Origin of the sequence: Geminocystis sp. (genome assembly GCF_041753295.1) — a bacterium.
GTDB lineage: Bacteria > Cyanobacteriota > Cyanobacteriia > Cyanobacteriales > Cyanobacteriaceae > Geminocystis.
Genome location: NZ_JBGSUU010000066.1, coordinates 24,648 through 40,339 on the forward strand (window position 1 = coordinate 24,648; position 15,692 = coordinate 40,339).

A 15,692-nucleotide genomic window follows, 5' to 3' on the forward strand; every position below is an offset into this window, starting at 1 on the left:
AATAAATCATTGCAGTTATTTCTCTTAAGATGTGAACACGAATATTAACAAAAAAAAATCTCTAGCTGGAATCGCTGGAGTCGTAGCGGTTGCAACCCTTATCAGTAAAGTCTTTGGGTTAGTGAGGGAGCAAATTGTAGCGGCGGCTTTTGGTGTTGGGGGGGTGGTTAACGCTTATGCTTATGCTTATGTTATCCCTGGATTTTTATTAATTCTTTTAGGTGGTATTAATGGACCTTTTCATAGTTCATTAGTCAGTGTTTTAGCAAAAAGAGATAAAGAAGACGCTGCACCTTTAATTGAAACTATCACCACTTTAGTTAGCACTATCTTACTAATCGTGACGGTTATTTTAGTTATTTATGCCGATAAATTTATTGATTTATTAGCGCCCGGATTAACCCCTAGTGTGCGAGATATGGCGATTTTACAATTGCAAATTATGGCCCCTTTAGCGGTTTTTGCTGGATTAATAGGCATCGGTTTTGGTAGTTTAAACGCTTCAGATCAATATTGGCTACCGAGTATAAGCCCACTATTCTCCAGTTTAACTATTGTAATCGGTGTTGGCGGTTTATTTTGGTTTTTGGGAGATAAAATTAACGCCCCTGAATATGTTCAATTTGGAAGTATTATGTTAGCGAGTACAACGGTGGCAGGTGGTATTTGGCAATGGTTGGCACAACAAGTTACCCAAATAAAATTAGGTATTAGTACTTTAAAATTGCGTTTTGATTGGGGTAGAGAAGGGGTTAACGATGTGATGAAAGTCATGGCGCCTGCAACTCTTTCGTCGGGAATGTTACATATTAACGTTTATACTGACTTATATTTTGCTTCTTATATCGAAAATGCTGCTGCTGCTATGCGTTACGCTAATTTCATTGTTTTAACTCCATTAGGCATTATTTCTAACATGATTTTAGTGCCATTTTTACCTGTGTTTTCTCGTTTAGCTGCACCAGAAAATTGGGATGAATTAAAACTCAGAATTAGACAAGGATTAATTTTAACGGCTTTAACCATGCTTCCTCTCACGGCAATTTTTATGGCTTTAGCAAATCCTATTGTCAAAATTATCTATGAAAGAGGTGTTTTTCGGGCTGGAGATTCTGCTATTGTTGCACCAGTTTTATTCGCCTATGGTGTGGGAATGTTTTTATATTTAGGCAGGGATGTTTTAGTTAGAGTTTTTTATGCTTTAGGGGATGGGCAAACTCCTTTTAAAATTAGTATTATTAATATTTTTATCAATGCCATTTTAGATTATTTATTAGTGAAAAAATTTGAAACTCAAGGGTTAGTTTTTGCCACCATCGGAGTTAATTTTATCTCTATGATTGCCTTAATTTGGATTTTACATAAACGTTTAAATGGTTTACCTCTAAAACAGTGGTTTTTTATTTTTTGTGGGTTAATTATTGCTACTATTATTTCTGGTTTTTCCTGTGGATTAACTAATAATTTACTTACTTCTTTATGGGGTGAAAAAGGATTATTATTACAAGGAATAAATTTATTAACTTCTAGTTTAATTGCCGTCACAATTTTTATGTTAATTAGTATGCAGTTAAAACTTCCAGAATTAGAGATATTATTAACTAAAATAAATAGTAAATTTTCTCGTAAATAGGAGTTACTGAAAAACTAGAATTTTTTTTGAATAAAGATTAATTTTGAAAAGGAAAAACGGCTCTGTTACTTCTGTTTGTGATAAATTATTCCTTGAAAAGGTGGCAGGTGTCTGGTATCTGGTATCAGGTGTCAGGTGAAATGCAAAATGTGAATCGATAAACAAATTTAATTGTTAATTCTGATAATCCTTATAGTGTCAACTTTATAACATTTATTTGATCTAAATTTATCATAACTACTGTAGAAAAGCTGGAAAAACTTGCTTAAAATCTTCTTTCATGGTAATTATTGTCCAATTATTCTCTTTGGCTAGAATTAATGCTTTTTTTGCACCTTGGTTATAGTCATATTCCCTTTGAATATCATCATGGTGTAACAACAATTCTAAATTTGCTTGAGGATTACTGCTAGTATATTGCAGCATGGGAATATCACCGTCAGAATTGCCTACCGCTATAACAGGAATTTTGCCGATATAACGATTGATATTAACAGGTTTTCCAGTTTTATCGTTTAAAGGTTCAATTAATTTAGGTTGACGTACTAAGTTTACACCTTGAGAGCTCATTTCAAAGGTTTTTTCCACTGCTGTGCCGATTACATTTTCAGGAGGAATACCATAGGTAAGGTTTGCTAAAATACGCACAAAATCAATATCACTACCAGAACAAATATAAACTTGAAAATTATTTAATTTTAAATACTTCACTAACTCTACCATAGGCTGATAAATAAGTTCGGTATAAGGCTTTTTAAAGCGAGGATGTTGGGCGGTGGTTAAAAATTCTTTAACTTTTTCTTCATATTCTGGTTGAGTCATACCTGTATAAGCTAAAAAACCAGACTTGATTAAATTTTCCCCATCAACTAAACCTTTACTGCTAGAATTAGGTTCTGTTAATAACGTTTCTAACAAAAAATGTAATTGCACATACATCGGTTTTTCTGGTAAAAGAGTGCCATCATAATCAAAAACGGCAATCCTATCTTTAATGGGTATCCCGTCAGACTTAGTGATATTTTCCACAAATTTGATTATCGTTTGCTTTGTTTTACCATCATTCCAAGAGGGTAAAGGATCAAAAATACGTTCTTTGGCACTAATTTCGGGATTATTATCTAAAATTAAGAGGCAAGAAATAGTCATAACTATTAGCAAGATAAACCATGACAAAAATTTTTGACGGGAGATTTTTTTTATCTTTATCAACTTTTAAGTATCCTATTTTAAAATAAAAAATATCTTTGTGACATGGGTAAAACATCCGCAGGTTCGCAGGTTAAGAGTTGCCCATCTGCTCGTACTTCATAAGTTTCCGCATCAACTTCCATATTTGGTACATAATCATTTAACTTCATATCAGTTTTACTCAAATTACGGGTATTTTTTACCGCTACCGTTGGCTTATGTAAGCCTAATTTTCCTCGAATATCTAAATCTAAAGAGGCTTGAGAAACAAAGGTTAAAGAAGTAGATGCGATGGCACCCCCAAAACTACCAAACATGGGTTGAGAGTGTCTTGGTTGGGGTGTGGGAATACTAGCATTAGCATCTCCCATTTGGGCATAAGCAATCATACCGCCTTTAATCACTAACTCAGGTTTAACACCAAAAAACGCTGGTTTCCACAACACCAAATCTGCTAATTTTCCTTCTTCTATCGAACCAACATAATCAGAGATACCATGAGTTATAGCAGGATTAATAGTATATTTAGCAACGTAACGCTTCGCCCGAAAATTATCATTCATACCTCCTCCATTCATAAGGGAGGATTGAGGGGAGTTCAAATGTCCTCTTTGCACCTTCATTTTATGAGCGGTTTGCCATGTGCGAATAATAGTTTCTCCTACCCTTCCCATAGCTTGAGAGTCAGAAGCAATCATGCTAAAAGCGCCTAAATCGTGCAAAATATCTTCGGCGGCGATGGTTTCTCTGCGAATACGAGACTCAGCAAAAGCGACATCTTCAGGGATACTTCTATCTAAATGATGACATACCATTAACATATCTAAATGCTCTTCTAAGGTATTCATTGTATAAGGGCGAGTGGGATTTGTGGAGGATGGTAAAACATTCATTTGCCCAGAAACTTTAATAATATCTGGGGCGTGGCCTCCTCCTGCACCTTCGGTATGATAAGTATGGATAACTCTGTTTTGAAAAGCGTTAATGGTTTCTTCCACAAATCCTGCTTCATTTAAAGTGTCTGTATGAATAGCTACTTGTATATCATATTTATCAGCAATACTTAAACAACTGTCAATACTCCAAGGAGTTGTACCCCAATCTTCATGTAATTTTAACCCCATAGCACCAGCTTTTACTTGCTCAATTAATCCCTCTGGTTGGCTACTATTACCTTTACCTAAAAAACCTATATTCATGGCAAAACTGTCAGCAGATTCTAACATTCTCGATAGATGCCATTCTCCGGGGGTGCAAGTAGTGGCATTTGTGCCTGTAGCTGGTCCTGTACCACCACCGATCATTGTTGTAATTCCAGATGCGATGGCCGTTTCGATTTGTTGAGGGCAAATAAAGTGAATATGGGTATCAATACCACCAGCAGTTAAAATCATTCCCTCTCCAGCGATAACTTCTGTTACTGCACCGATAATAATGTCCACCTTCGGCTGAATTTCTGGGTTTCCTGCTTTGCCTATTTTTAAAATTTTACCGTCTTTGATGCCCACATCGGCTTTAATAATACCCCACCAATCGAGGATTAAAGCATTAGTAATCACTGTATCTACTGCACCCTCTGCCCTTGAAATGCCCGATTGCCCCATACCGTCTCTTATTACTTTCCCACCACCAAATTTAACTTCATCACCGTAAACCGTTAAATCTCTCTCTACTTCAATAATTAATTCTGTATCCGCTAATCGAATGCGATCGCCAACAGTGGGGCCAAAAGTTTCAGCATAAGCACGTCGATCCATAAAGTAAGTCATAATAATTCTATTGATAAATTGATAATTTTTTTGTTATATTGCGGTAACTTTAGCAAATTGTGCAGAAAGAAAAGGTATCAGGTGACGATTTTGACTATTTTTTTTTCCTTCAGTAAATATAATCAATAGGTAAGGTTTATGATCAGGAATTTCGATATAAGCACAATCATGACGAACCGTTGAAGTCCAACCAGCTTTTGACCATAAATTAGCATTATTCGGTAAAATTTCCCCTAAAAAGCCATTAATTTGATTTTCTTCCTCATTTTCGAGTAATTTTTTTTGAGTAACGTCTCTTTTTAATAAATTCATCATCCTTTGACTAGCTTGAGAAGATACCGCAACACCACCAATAATACTATGAAATAATCTTGCCACGGCGTTAGTAGTTAACATATTTCGATTTTCATAAATTTCTCCCACAAATATTCTTTCTCTACCATAAGGGCCATCACACCAAGTTTTTTGGTTAACATTAATAGTAGCTAATTCTTCCCATGCTAAAGACTGAAAATAACGATTAACAATATTACGTTGATATTTCCATGCTTCAAAAGGACCAAAAGATAATTCAGATCCAGAAGTTGTACCGCTTAATAAATCAACAATATAGCTTGTAGCGTCATTACTAGAATCAATAATCATATCTTTGATGGCGCGATTTAATTCTGGTGATTCGCTAATCATGGCATTATGTAACCATTCTTGTATTGCCACTAAATAAAATAATTTAACAATACTAGCAGGGTAAATTTTTTCCTCCCCACGATAACTAAAACCTTGTAAGGGATATTGCCAAAATTCCTCAAAAGATAAAGCGCCACCAGTATTGACAATAACGGGTTGATCATAGACAATCCAAGTTAAAGCAATTTCATTTTTTGCTAAATGAGGAAATTCTTGCCATGTAGTGTTAAGAATATTTTGGGCTTGATGATTTAAAGTTTCATTAGGGGAGAAAAAAGTCATAATTATGTGAATAGATAATTAATAATTGATAATTGATAATTTTGCTAAATATTATATCTAACCTTGATGATGATCTCTAATTTATTACCTCCCTCGGATTCTGGAGAATATTGTTGTCTAACTGACTTAAATTTATATGTAAAATCTGACTTGGGGGAATTAGCAACTCAATGTGCAAAAGGCAGACAATTAACAATAATTTCTTCTTCTATAGTTAATGATGCCGTAGAAGTATGTTTATGTGAAGATAACTATAGCGGTTGGTTATGGATAGAAGATTTAAAGTATTTACAACCAGCAGTTAAAGGCTATTCACCGAAAAAAATGACAAAAATTGAGAGTTTAATTCCTCAAGTCATAAAATTTACTTACGAAGCGATGAATACTCCTAATTATTATCTCTGGGGTGGTACAGTTGCACCTAATTATGATTGTTCGGGTTTAATACAATCAGCTTTTGCTAGTGTTGGGGTATGGCTTCCCAGAGATTCTTATCAACAAGAAAGTTTTGTAACTAAAATTAGTCGTGAAGAATTAATAGCGGGAGATTTAGTGTTTTTCGGCACAAATAGAGTTACTCATGTGGCTTTATATTTAGGTGATAATCGTTATATTCATAGTTCAGGCAAAGAAATCGGTAATAATGGTATTGCTATTAATCAACTTAAAGACAATATAGATCAAGTTAGTAGTAACTATTATCAAATATTTTGGAGTTGTGGCAGAGTAACTAAAAGTTCTAGTTATTAACGGCAAAGGGATTAAATCTCAAACCTGAAACCTGAAACCTGCTAACTTCTCCGACATCTTCAATGGTTTTGCGTAATCTCACTTAGTAAAAATTGTACCTTCTAAATTAGCGCCATCAAAAGTTACTTGATTAATATTGGCATCAATTAAATTAGCTTTAGTGAGGATTGCTTTGGTAAAATTAGACCATGATAGTTTTGCTTCTGATAAATCTGCATGGGTAAAATTAGTCATTTTAAAGCTACACCAAGTCATCATACTATCGTGAAAATTGGCATCATGAAAAATACCATTAGCGAAATTACCACCACTTAAATTAGCGTGACTAAAATTAGCATGGGATGCTTTGATACCAAATCCATTGACGCTATTCATCTGAGTTAAAGACAAATTCGCACCTTCAAGATTAGTATTCATCATGATAGCATTGGTTAAGTTTGCACCTTGTAAATTAGCGCCTTGTAAATTTGCATCACTTAAATTAGCACGACTTAAAAGACAGTTAATCATTTTTCCGTGACTAAGATTTGCTTTTTTTAAGTTACTATCATGTAATAAGCTACAAACAAAAATGCTATGACTGAGGTTAGTATCACTAAGATTGGCATTGCGTAAACTAGCATCGGTTAAATCACACTTACTTAGATTTGCACTCATTAAATTAGCTTGAATTAAATTAATTTCTGTTAAATCTCCTTGAATAACAGCATGACTAAGATTTGCTTCTTTGAGATTTGCTTGTATTAACGAACATCCTATCAAGTTAATGTCCCTTAAATCCGCTTCTTTAAAATTCACCCGACTAAGATTAATATTAGGTAATATTTGACCTCTGAGATCTATTTTCTCAAAGTTGGTTTCTCCTCGATTATATCTTTCTAATAACTCCTGCACATCCATATTTAACTGTTTTCCGTTGATGATTCTATTTTTTTGATAATATATTGAGCAATTTTTTCCCCTGCGCCTTTTTCTCCTAATCTTTTTTTTCCATTAACCGATATTAATTGCCATAAATCAGGTTGTGATAATAATTCCTGTAATTTTTCAGCTACTTCTACTGGTTTATTGACTAATTGTACCGAAATTCCTAATAAACGAGTTTGATTCATGGCAAATTGTTTATTGTATTGTGGGCCATTACCAACAATGGCGATAACAGGTTTACCTAAACCGATAAATTGTTCGGTAGCTGTACCAGCCATAGCGACAGATAAGTCACAATAGTTTAAACATTCACTATAAGCATTTTGACATAAAATTAATTTTACCCTTTTATTAGTAAATACTATTCTTTTAGAATCGTTAATAAGTATATTCACGGAATTTAATGGCGCTAATTGCCAATTATGAGTAGATAAATACTCAGTAAAATCACTTAGAGATAATGAAGGGGAAATAGCCGCCATGAAAATTAAGTCTGAAGATTGACGATTAATAATGGCATCAACAGCATTAAGAATAAGTTGCCAGTTGTGGAGGGCTTCTGGTAATCTTGATCCGGGTAAGAGTAAAATTTTTAATAAAGGCTCATTATCCACTGGTAAATCAGAAACCGTTAAATCATCCATCATGGGATTACCAAAATCATGGGCTAAAATCTTATATTTTTGTAAAGTTTTAGTGGTAATAGTATCTCTAGGAAAAACTCCGAAACACCTTTTATTTTTCATTAAAAATCTTTCCCAAGGATAATAAATTGAGCCGAAATATCGATCAATTTTTGAAGTTTCTGTTAACCAATTTTCTTCATCTCGTAAATAATATTCTGATTTTGCTGTACCGATAAAACCATAATTTGCACCACTTAACCACGCAAACAATAAAGGTAAAATATCTCCCACAGCGATAATTAAACCCTCATTTTTTGCCCATAATTTTACTGCTTTAAGTTGAGCTAAAGTTAAGGTAATTAAACCATTATTTACATCCTGCCATAATTGCTTATTATCCATATAAATAAAACCCCCAGAGGGCATTTTTTTTACTGGTGCAATAAAAGGTATATTCTCTTTAGCATAAGCAAAACCTTCCCCTACCATTGGTAAACAAACCATAGATATTTTCGGATTAATTTTTCTTAATTGACGAATCACTTTTACGGCAATAATATCTTCTCCATGGCCATTACTAATAAATAATAATTTCATTGATTCATAGTGAATAAATAAATGATATATTTAGCTTTTTTTTATTAAGAAAATCTATAAGAATTAAACAAAGTTATAAGAATTTAGAAAAATTGTAATTTTCTGTCATCTAAAATAAACAAAAAATTTAACCATAAAATGAGTAAATTATGAGCAATTATAAGTCTTTAATATAGATAAAATTTCATGAAATTTAGAGAATATAAGGGATATAGAAAACGGAGAGGGTGGGATTTGAACCCACGGACTATTCCTAGTCACTCGATTTCAAGTCGAGCGCGATCGACCACTCTGCTACCTCTCCAGATAACAAGCAAGTAATATTATAACAAAAAGTCAGATTCTTTGCAGAAAATTATTTGTTGATTAATTATTTTCATTTTTTCATTGAGGGAAATTAATTTAATATTTGTGATGTTATTATTTTCTAGGGTAACCAGAGAAAACTTATGGATTTTTTCTCCGTTTATTTCTTGAATACGAGGAGTTGCCGCCGCATTAAGATAAAAAGTATTATAAATATCTTTATTAAGAATAGTTCTTACTCTTTCTTTTGTATGTCTAAGGGTATGATGCATATGTCCAAAAGTAACAAAAGGAATATTTTTCCCCTGTTGACGACTAATATTAATGGCAGATTCAAAATCAGGATCACCAAAATCACCGCCGATGGGATTCCAGTCTTTGCCACAGGTATCTTCAGGATTTGCACCCAAACCAAAAGGGCCATTATGACCAATAAAAATGATATTTTGAAAAGAAGTGTTTTTAACGGCGGAAACAATTTTTTCTGTGGATTCTTGAAAATTATTAATTCCGTAGCGTTGCTGATAAAATTCAGGATATTTCCATTTTGAGCCTCCCCAACTAAAAGGGCGACTTCCTACTACCGATAATTCTAAATGAGGAAAATCAAGACTACTATAGCCTACATGACTTGAACCGAGTATGTCTAATTGTTGTTGAACTCTATCTTCAATATTATGATCATAAGGTGCTTTTTTTCTACCCCATTTTGTAGCGGTAAACCATCCGTCATGATTTCCTAAAATTATCGCTTTGGGAATATTTATATCAGCTATTTCTTGAACAACTTTTAAAGATTCATTACCAAAATCTCCGACAAATAAGGCTAAATCTACAGCTAAAAAATCTAATGCCACCGAGTCATATTCGTTCCAAAGTTCGTGAACATCTCCAATTACAGCTATTTTAATGATGGTTTTGGTCATAAAAAAATCTTTCTTAATAATTAGTTACTTTTATTAATATTGTTACTTAAAATTGCTTAAAATTAAACTTCATTTTAATAAAAAAAGATGTCCAAATATGTTAATATATCAAGTTAATAATAATGAATATAGTCAAAAAAATAATTTATGAATGAGAATCTTCCAGTACTTTATATTTCTATTTTATTAGGTTTATTAGCCATTGTTGCGGTGATTTTATTAAGGCAAATTATTAATAGTAGGAAAATAGAATCTCGTTTTTCAAAATTACAAGACAAACTTAAAAATCAAAAGGGAACTGCTCAAGAATATTACGAATTAGCTAGTATTTATTTAGATAAAAAACTCTTTGTCCAAGCAGTACAATTATTACAAAGAGCGCTTAAAGTTGGGGATAATATTGAACCAGAAAACAAGGCTTTAATGTATAATGCTCTTGGGTTTGCCCATTTTTCTCAAGAACAATATGACATTGCAATTCGCAATTATAAAGAAGCTATTAAACTCTATCCTGAATATGCTATTGCTTTGAATAATTTAGGGAATGTTTATGAGAAAAAACAATTAATTTCTCAAGCATTAGATTGTTATAAACAGACTTTAGAATGTGAGCCAAAAAATGTAATTGCCAATAAGAGGGTAGAATCTTTACAAAAACGTCTTGTTATTAATTAATAATAAAGGGTTAATAATTGACAATGAATAATGAATCAAATTAAATATGTACTATTTTTTATTAAGTTTAATAGTTTATTATTTTGTGATACATTAATTAATTCATTTTTTATTAACTCCTGTTTTTATTATTTAGATAATTCCTTCTAACTCTAATTCTTCAATCATTTGTAGTCCACGAGGATCACCTAATTTTAGTAAAGCAGTTTTAGCATCTTCTTTAACACCTAAATCTTCGTCTTCTACTAAGGCTTCAATTAGAGCATCGATAGCAGTAGCATAAATAACATTATAGGGTAATTCTCGGCATAATTTTCCAATAGTCCAAGCTGAGTTACTACGCACAGCGGCGATTTTATCTTGTCTCAAAGCAATAATAATAGTAGGAATGGCACTGATATTGTCTTCATAATTTAATTTGGCAATATTTGCTAGACTACTAACAGCCCACAATCTAACAGCGCTAATATCTATTTTTAAAGATTTTAGTAATGGTTGAAAACTTCGGGCATCACCACTATTTCCTAAAGCCCAAACAACCCCTTTACGAACATAGCCATTATAATCGTGATTAAGAGTATAAATTAGAGGTTCAACTGCTGATGTACTGGGATTTCGCCCTAAAGCATAGGCAGCACTAACCCGAATTAAAGGACAACTATTTTCTAATTGCTGAATTAAAAAAGGAATAGCTCGAAAGTCGGAAATTTCACAAAAAGCCCTGACAGCTTGAATTTGATCCTGTTTATTGTTACTACGGAGCAAATGTAACATTAATTCAGGATCTGGAGGAGTGATAGTTTCTTCCTCAATCAAATCTAAAGGATCAAGGGAAGAATCAAAATCAATAGCGGTTTGACTTAAACTTGGATCTTTCATATAAACTAATGATACATGGACAATTACCAATTAACAATAATTAACTGTAAATTATTATCAATTTTTTTGTTTAAAATCGACAAGGAGAGACTTTTTAATTTTTCCTTTGTTAATATTCTTTAAAATCTGTGGGAAAGTTGCCTGAGTTTCAATACAATTATTGATTAACATAAAATACAGAATTTGTCAATAGGATGGACAAACATAAAGTTAAATCAGCCATAGCTTTAGGAAGCAATTTAGGGGATAGTTTAGAAATTCTAGTGAATGCCGTAAAAAAAATCGCCCAAAAGGACGAAATTGAGGTTATATCCTGTTCGACTTGGCATAAAACCAAACCCATAGGGCCTCCTCAGCCAGATTATTTTAATGGATGTATTATAATAAATACTTTTTTTTCGCCTGATGAATTATTAGAATATTTATTCTATGTTGAAGGAGAATTTGGACGAGAAAGAAAGGAAAGATGGGGCGCTAGAACTTTAGATTTAGATTTAATTTTATATGATAATTTAATTATAAATAGTGAGAACTTACAAATTCCGCACCCTCGAATGAGAGAAAGAATGTTTGTCTTAATGCCTTTAGCAGAAATTGCTCCTTATTGGGTTGAGCCTGTAAGCAAACTAAAAATTATTGATTTACTACAAAAGTTAATTTCTGATGAGTCAGTAAAGACTTAAGAATTAGAAAAATTAGAGAAATAATTGGCAATTTAGGATCAAAAATTGAGAAGAAATACGAAGATAAAGTTAAGCTCTATTTCGGAAAAACTATCGATTTTGATTTTTTTGATTAGATTATTTATTCTCTAACTAATGCAATTATTTTTAATTATTACGATTTTATTTTAAGTGTAAATAAGAGGCTTCTTGTTCTAATTGTGTAATTAATTTTTGATTTCCTTGACTTCTAGCTACTTCTAAACGGTGTTCTAAATTTTTGCGTAAACTATCTTGATATGCTTGACCTGCATTAGCCATCATTTGATTTTTACGAGTAATATTCATCATTTTTTTTCTCCTTTAATATTATTAATTTATTTTTTTCTATATTTCTATAATATCGATTTTTAGCAATTATGTATCATTTGTTACAAAAACTTAATGATTCCTAAGGCTTTTTCAAAAGTAATTCAGAAGGTTATAATAACTAAAACTTATTCTCTGTTATGTTTTAAAAACTTTTATTTATTATTTAAAATATTTAATGATGATTCTTATAATTTAAAAAGTAGATAAATATACAAGTATTATGATTACTTTATTAACAGATTTTGGCTTACAAGACATCTATGTAGGAGTGATGAAAGGAGTTATTAAAGCCATTAATCCTGATGTAGATTTAATTGATTTAACCCATGAAATTCCTAGACAAAATATTTTAGCTGCTAGATTTTCTTTAATGAATGCTGTCGATTTTTTTCCTAATAATACTATTTATTTAGCAGTAGTTGATCCTCAAGTTGGAAGTGCTAGAAAAGCCATAATAATTATGTTTGAAAAAGGTTATTTAATTTGTCCTGATAATGGTATTTGTAGCGGTGTTTTAGATAAATATAAACCTCAAAAAATTATGGAATTAACTAATAATAAATATTGGCTAAATAAAAATCCTAGTAATACTTTTCATGGTAGAGATATTTTTGCTCCCATAGCAGCTTATGTGAGTAAAGGAGTAAGTTTAGATGAATTAGGAAAAGAGATTCATTTAGAAACTTTAATTAAGGTAAATATTCCGCCTTTTATTCTTACAAATAATGAAATTATTGGCTCAATTCAGTATATTGATATTTATGGTAATTTAGTTACTAATATTCCTGCTAATATTTTTGATAATCAATCATGGTATGTCATAGAAAAAGATTATATTATTAATCATTATCTGACTTATAGTTGTGTCAATAATGGAGATTTATTAGCGTTAATTGGTAGTCATGGATGGTTAGAAATTGCCGTTAATGGTGATAGTGCTAAAATAAAATTAAATAAAGAATATTGTGAACAAATTAAAGTAATATTGAATTAAATTTATGACTATAGAATCTAATATTTATCAAGGTCAATTTGGTAATTTTACTATTACAGATAGCGATCGCCAAGAAGTTACGGTATATCGTCTTGGTTTAGCCATAGCTGGAGTCAGTTTTTTTGTAGGAATTTTATTATTTTTATGGTTAGATTTAACTACTATTATTGAGCAAATTTTAACAGGATTATTTGCTTTATTTATTCTTGGTTTAGGAGTAAGTTTACAGAAAATTCATATTTATTTCAAACCTTTACATAACACCTTAAAGATTTTTTGGTTAATCGGTACAATTTCTACCATAATTTTTAGTATCAATAGTCAAGGAAATTTAATAACTTTTATCAAAAATCAGCCCTTAAGTTTATTCGGTATTGGTTTTATTTTTGCAAGTTTAACGGGTATTTTTATTAAAGAGGCTTTTTGTTTTAATTCTATAGAATCGAAAATTTTAAGTGTAATAATTCCCAGTTTATTACTAGGTTATATTATCGGTATTTTTCCTTTACAATTAGAACGAATATTATTAACCATCTGGGGTATTTTATTTTTAGTATTTATTATGAGAAAAGCTACTCAAGAAATTCCTCCTGATATTGGAGATAAATCTGTATTTGAGTACTTAAGAAATCAAAAAAATATCTTATAATTAACCTATCTTTTATATCATAAATATGTCGAGATTATTGCTGAAACGAATTAAAATAATGAGCTTTATTTGTGTTTTAATAATAGTCTCATTTACTGTTATCACTTTTGCTTCTTCTTCCCCTAAATTTGATTTACCCATTAGCTGTAATTTAGGAAAAAATTGTTATATAATGCACTATGTAGATCTTGATCCTACTCCCAAAGAAGTTGATTTTGGTTGCGGCAGACAAACCTATGATACTCATAACGGTACTGATTTTGGTATTGCTAATTTACAGGTAATGAAACAAGGAGTATCGGTTACAGCTATCGCAGATGGTATCGTGTTAAGGGTAAGAGACGGAGTAGATGATGATTTAATCTCGAATCAAGAAGAAAAAAAAGCCATCGAGGGGAAAGAATGTGGTAACGGAATCGTAATTAAACATGAAAATGGATGGGAGAGTCAGTATTGTCATTTAAAACAAAATAGTATCATTGTCAAAAATGGTATGAAAGTAAAAAAAGGTACAGTCTTAGGTATGGTTGGAACATCAGGATTATCGTCTTTTCCCCATGTTCATTTAAGTATAAGAAATAATGGTAAAATTGTCGATCCTTTTGTGGGAATAACAGATAAAACAGGTTGTCAAATAAAGAAAAATCCTCTATGGGAAAGAAGTATTAATTATATTCCAACGGGATTAATTGACGCTGGTTTTGCTGATGAAATACCTACTCAACAAAAATTATGGGAAGGAAAATTTTATCGTCATCAAATTAATAGTAAAAGTCCTCAATTACTTTTTTGGATTAATATGTTTGGAGTCTTAGAAAATGATAAAGAATATTTCCAATTAATTAACCCGAATAATCAAGTAATTATTAATCAAAAAAACCCCATAAAAAAATCCTCTCGTTTATGGATGAGTTACATAGGAAAAAACAATAAGTCCACTTTAGAAAAAGGTATCTGGATTGGTAATTATAAACTTATCAGAAATAATAAAATTATTGTTAATTTAGAACGTAAAATAACCATAAATTAATCTATAATAATTATACAAAATTTGTAAAAAAGTAATAAGTTAATAGGTGTTAAAGAGATAAAATTTTTTACAAATAATTTAGTAATGCTATGGTTTTATTAATTATTTAAAAGGTTGTCCCCAATATTGCCATGATTCTTTATTGAAAGGCGATCGCCATCTAAAAATCAAATTTTTTTCCATAGTTTGACGTAATTTTCTATCCGTAGGAATTCCCCATAAAAAAGCACTTCTAATCATCAAATTTAGTTTATATTTTCGGTGCAATTCTATATAATTTTGAATATAATTTTTACAGTCATGATTAATCCATCTTTGAGAAGGAGATAACTTAGTTTCACCGACATATAAAAGTAAATTACCATGGGTATCTAAAATAAAATAAAGACAACTTTCACTAAGATTATAGTTTGGTAAATCATAAAACTGATCAGGATGAGTTTTAAGAGTAAAAGGATCAAATAAATCTACATCATATAAAATACCATTATCGGTCAAAAAATTAGTTTGTTGAGATAAATTATTACGCTGACTTTGTTGATAAGAAGAAATATTATTTTTCCAATTTTCTAAAAAATCTTTACTCATCATAAAATCGGATTTTAAGTTTGGCTTTTTTACTTCATAAGTTGCTGGGGATTCAAATAAACTTAATTGTTGATTATTATTAGTTTTTCCTAATGATTGAGAAGAATATTTCATCTTTATTTATATTAATAATAAGTCCTATTATTTAA

At 31.2% G+C, this 15,692-nt stretch carries 16 protein-coding genes and 1 tRNA gene; 7 read left to right on the plus strand and 10 right to left on the minus strand.

Annotation, left to right across the window (positions count from 1 at the left end):
• The first annotated feature begins 31 nt into the window (after positions 1-31).
• The gene (gene murJ, locus ACEW8E_RS07075) at positions 32-1,633 is read left to right on the plus strand and encodes a murein biosynthesis integral membrane protein MurJ (protein WP_373479637.1); all 1,602 of its coding nucleotides are present in this window, start codon (positions 32-34) and stop codon (positions 1,631-1,633) included.
• Positions 1,634-1,870: 237 nt separating this feature from the next.
• Here the strand turns inward: murJ and ACEW8E_RS07080 are convergent, their stop codons facing one another.
• The 3 genes from ACEW8E_RS07080 to ACEW8E_RS07090 form a co-directional block, all read right to left on the minus strand.
• Complete coding sequence (locus ACEW8E_RS07080; RefSeq protein WP_373479638.1) at positions 1,871-2,782, minus strand: HAD family hydrolase; 912 nt, start codon at positions 2,780-2,782, stop codon at positions 1,871-1,873.
• An 80-nt stretch (positions 2,783-2,862) separates the two neighbouring features.
• Positions 2,863-4,593 carry an urease subunit alpha gene (ureC, locus tag ACEW8E_RS07085; protein ID WP_373479639.1) on the minus strand — a complete coding sequence of 577 codons (1,731 nt, stop codon included), beginning with the start codon at positions 4,591-4,593 and terminating at the stop codon, positions 2,863-2,865.
• 33 nt (positions 4,594-4,626) lie between these two features.
• Positions 4,627-5,562 (minus strand): serine hydrolase, encoded by a 936-nt coding sequence (locus ACEW8E_RS07090; RefSeq protein ID WP_373479640.1) that lies wholly within the window; start codon positions 5,560-5,562, stop codon positions 4,627-4,629.
• A 66-nt stretch (positions 5,563-5,628) separates the two neighbouring features.
• Here ACEW8E_RS07090 and ACEW8E_RS07095 point away from each other — a divergent pair, with 66 nt between their 5' ends.
• Entirely contained in the window at positions 5,629-6,312 is a 684-nt protein-coding gene (locus ACEW8E_RS07095) for an NlpC/P60 family protein (RefSeq protein ID WP_373479641.1), read from the plus strand.
• Between the two features lie 78 nt (positions 6,313-6,390).
• Here ACEW8E_RS07095 and ACEW8E_RS07100 read toward each other — a convergent pair whose 3' ends face one another.
• The 4 genes from ACEW8E_RS07100 to ACEW8E_RS07115 all read right to left on the minus strand — a co-directional run bounded on the left by ACEW8E_RS07100 (position 6,391) and on the right by ACEW8E_RS07115 (position 9,694).
• Positions 6,391-7,212, minus strand: coding sequence for a pentapeptide repeat-containing protein (locus ACEW8E_RS07100; protein WP_373479642.1), 822 nt, complete (start codon positions 7,210-7,212; stop codon positions 6,391-6,393).
• Between the two features lie 2 nt (positions 7,213-7,214).
• Entirely contained in the window at positions 7,215-8,462 is a 1,248-nt protein-coding gene (locus ACEW8E_RS07105; RefSeq protein ID WP_373479643.1) for a lipid-A-disaccharide synthase-related protein, read from the minus strand.
• Positions 8,463-8,681: 219 nt separating this feature from the next.
• A tRNA-Ser gene (locus ACEW8E_RS07110) sits at positions 8,682-8,766 on the minus strand.
• 19 nt (positions 8,767-8,785) lie between these two features.
• Complete coding sequence (locus tag ACEW8E_RS07115; RefSeq protein ID WP_373479644.1) at positions 8,786-9,694, minus strand: TIGR04168 family protein; 909 nt, start codon at positions 9,692-9,694, stop codon at positions 8,786-8,788.
• Positions 9,695-9,841: 147 nt separating this feature from the next.
• Between ACEW8E_RS07115 and ACEW8E_RS07120 the strand changes: the two genes are divergently transcribed.
• Positions 9,842-10,369 carry a tetratricopeptide repeat protein gene (locus ACEW8E_RS07120; RefSeq protein ID WP_373479645.1) on the plus strand — a complete coding sequence of 176 codons (528 nt, stop codon included), beginning with the start codon at positions 9,842-9,844 and terminating at the stop codon, positions 10,367-10,369.
• Positions 10,370-10,501: 132 nt separating this feature from the next.
• On the opposite strand, the gene ACEW8E_RS07125 is transcribed toward ACEW8E_RS07120, so the two are convergent.
• Positions 10,502-11,248 (minus strand): HEAT repeat domain-containing protein, encoded by a 747-nt coding sequence (locus tag ACEW8E_RS07125; protein WP_373479646.1) that lies wholly within the window; start codon positions 11,246-11,248, stop codon positions 10,502-10,504.
• Between the two features lie 194 nt (positions 11,249-11,442).
• On the opposite strand from ACEW8E_RS07125, the gene folK reads away from it, so the two are divergent.
• Complete coding sequence (gene folK / locus ACEW8E_RS07130; protein ID WP_373479647.1) at positions 11,443-11,931, plus strand: 2-amino-4-hydroxy-6-hydroxymethyldihydropteridine diphosphokinase; 489 nt, start codon at positions 11,443-11,445, stop codon at positions 11,929-11,931.
• 162 nt (positions 11,932-12,093) lie between these two features.
• Here folK and ACEW8E_RS07135 read toward each other — a convergent pair whose 3' ends face one another.
• A complete protein-coding gene (locus ACEW8E_RS07135; RefSeq protein ID WP_373479680.1) occupies positions 12,094-12,261 on the minus strand; it encodes a hypothetical protein in 168 nt (55 codons plus the stop codon).
• 241 nt (positions 12,262-12,502) lie between these two features.
• Here ACEW8E_RS07135 and ACEW8E_RS07140 point away from each other — a divergent pair, with 241 nt between their 5' ends.
• The 3 genes from ACEW8E_RS07140 to ACEW8E_RS07150 are packed head-to-tail and all read left to right on the plus strand — an operon-like array spanning position 12,503 to position 14,955.
• Positions 12,503-13,276: an S-adenosyl-l-methionine hydroxide adenosyltransferase family protein gene (locus tag ACEW8E_RS07140; protein WP_373479648.1), complete on the plus strand. Its 774-nt coding sequence runs from the start codon at positions 12,503-12,505 to the stop codon at positions 13,274-13,276.
• Positions 13,277-13,280: 4 nt separating this feature from the next.
• Positions 13,281-13,925, plus strand: coding sequence for a DUF2301 domain-containing membrane protein (locus ACEW8E_RS07145; protein ID WP_373479649.1), 645 nt, complete (start codon positions 13,281-13,283; stop codon positions 13,923-13,925).
• 58 nt (positions 13,926-13,983) lie between these two features.
• Positions 13,984-14,955 (plus strand): M23 family metallopeptidase, encoded by a 972-nt coding sequence (locus tag ACEW8E_RS07150; protein WP_373479650.1) that lies wholly within the window; start codon positions 13,984-13,986, stop codon positions 14,953-14,955.
• A 102-nt stretch (positions 14,956-15,057) separates the two neighbouring features.
• Here the strand turns inward: ACEW8E_RS07150 and ACEW8E_RS07155 are convergent, their stop codons facing one another.
• The gene (locus tag ACEW8E_RS07155; RefSeq protein ID WP_373479651.1) at positions 15,058-15,657 is read right to left on the minus strand and encodes a hypothetical protein; all 600 of its coding nucleotides are present in this window, start codon (positions 15,655-15,657) and stop codon (positions 15,058-15,060) included.
• Positions 15,658-15,692 lie beyond the last annotated feature (35 nt).